This is a genomic window from bacterium, from assembly GCA_040755795.1.
Classification (GTDB): domain Bacteria; phylum UBA9089; class CG2-30-40-21; order CG2-30-40-21; family SBAY01; genus JBFLXS01.
Map to the genome: position 1 here is coordinate 1 of JBFLXS010000538.1, position 2,337 is coordinate 2,337.

The window sequence follows — 2,337 nt, forward strand, 5'->3', positions numbered from 1 at the left end:
TCACCAGCAAATAATAGTTATTATTTAGTAGGTGAGACGATAGATTGTACTGCGCAGGCTTATTGTGATGAATGTGGTGAGATAAGTGGGGATATAGTGTGGAGTGCAGTTGAGGAATTAGCAGAAGATGGGATACATCAGTTTCCAGATGGCTCTGGACCGAGTTATTCAATTAATCCACCCGATGCTGGGCATGTTTATATTGATGCCAAAATTACCTGTCCTCATGGTGATGATATTGATTCAATTCATGAAACGGTATTTGAGGTAGAGATAACATCTCCAGTTACACCACCGCCAACGGCAAATAATTTTGTTTTTAGTTTAGCCAATCCAGGAGTATGTGATGTTCCCTGTGAGGCAGAGGCAAAACCACATGAATATACGCCTGAGATAGAGCCTTGGACTATTGACCCAATCAGAGGGTCTATATTAACTACTATCCCAACTCCACCAAAGGGAGGAGTAGTGCTATTTACATTTACAGGGTTACCTTATGATAATGGTCAATTTGGTAATAAGAAGGTAAGAGCAGAACTTACATTAGGTGGAAAGACAGACAAAGATGAGACGATTGTCCAAATATTCTTTCCAAGAGATGGGACTAATCACCCAGGTGGTGGAACACCTAATTGGTATTATTATTGGAGTCAAGCCCTTCGTGTTATGGACAAACATACATATAATGGTGACCTTGAGACTAGCAGAACTATTGTTTTTTCTGCAACATCCTGGATTATAGAAATTGGTAGGAATGCTAATTGGCCTCAAGGGAATCCTCCTACTGGTAATGATTATATTGATGGATTTTGGGCCACAAATCTACATGAATTTTGGCATAGGGATCATAGAGTATACAATTTTAAAACATATGGAACTTGGGGAAATTTGCCTTTAGAGGTGGATCCAGATAGAGATGATATTGATAATACATGGGAAGAAATGATTGGTACTGATCCATATACCTGGAATAGTACCGAAGAAGGTGGAGAATGGGCAGAACTTAACGGAACCTATGGTTATGATAGTCTAGACTGGGGATATCCAGGCAGCCAATGGAAATAATAATATTAGGAGGAGGTAAATATGGAGATGCGCAAAAATGCGAATTTATGTAAAAATATTCTTATTTTGATAGGTGTTATTTTGTCAGTTTTTTGTTCCTTCAGTCAGTTAGGAGCAGACGAAAAAATTAAGAGTAGAACTGAATGGATTGAAATAGCAAGAAAAATTCAAAAAATAGAGGAAATTTCCGATTTAAAAAGTAAGATTTCAATAGATTCTATGGTAATTTACTTAAATGATGAAGAACCTTTAATTAGAAGAATTGCAACTGAAAAAATTGGATACATTGGTGATGAAAATATGATTGTTTATCTAGACAAAGATGATCCTTATTGGTGTGTCAGGAGTGCATGCCAAGATAGCAAAAAAATGATAAATATTAAAAGGATGTTGGATTCACCATCTATAACTGAATTAGAGAAGAAACAATTGATAAAAAAATTAGTTAAGGATGATTTAAAAAGTAGCGTTATAATTATGAAACTGTATATAGAAGAAAAAAAGGTTAAAACCCTTGAAGAGATATCTAAAGAGATTTCAGAACTTCAGTCTGTATTAAGATTGTATGAATTTGACATGAAACGAGCACTTGTAAAATATTCATTAGATATTTTACCAAAATCACAAAGGACTAAAAAAGCAATCAATTTACTTATTCATTGGAAAACAGTTTATGAGTATGAGGCTGCTATTTTAAGTTTAATCGAAACAGGGACAGAATCTCTACCTTATGTATTATCACTTCTAAATAAAAGTGATAATATCCCAACAAAGAATGCACCTCCTTACAGTAGAATTCATACTGTATTTAATATCTTAATGGTGGTTTTAAAGAGTATTCCAGATAAACAAAGTATTGAAAAATTGGAGGAGTTGTCGAATTACAAAGTCGAATATATCTCTAAAAAAGCAAAAGATGCTCTTGAATGGGTGAAAAGTGGGGTTTCTTATCCTTTTAAATATGAAAGAACCCTATTCATGGCTATAGACGATATACATCCAGAGGAATTTAAGAACAATGATGTTAAGCCTTGAAGAAAAATGTGTTTAGTTGGGAGTCATCTTTTTCATCCGGACTACCTCCTTATAGATAAATGTTTGGGGCAATAGAGGATTTTGGGACAGGAAGAAGGGTCGGGACAGGAAGAAGGGTCGCATCTTGACAGGCTGTTGACATAAAATCTACCTTTTTTTCTTATCGGTTTTGACTTTAATTTTTAACATAAGAAGTCCGATAACTTAAAAACTGGGTTTTATGAATGCTATCTTTAA

2 protein-coding genes are annotated in these 2,337 nt (G+C 34.7%); both read left to right on the forward strand.

All coding sequences use genetic code 11. The features are described 5' to 3' along the window. Positions 1-1,065 (forward strand): hypothetical protein (locus AB1414_19380; protein ID MEW6609575.1); only part of this gene is annotated, 1,065 nt, incomplete at its 5' end. Between the two features lie 21 nt (positions 1,066-1,086). Next, positions 1,087-2,100 carry a hypothetical protein gene (locus tag AB1414_19385; GenBank protein MEW6609576.1) on the forward strand — a complete coding sequence of 338 codons (1,014 nt, stop codon included), beginning with the start codon at positions 1,087-1,089 and terminating at the stop codon, positions 2,098-2,100. Positions 2,101-2,337: the final 237 nt, after the last annotated feature.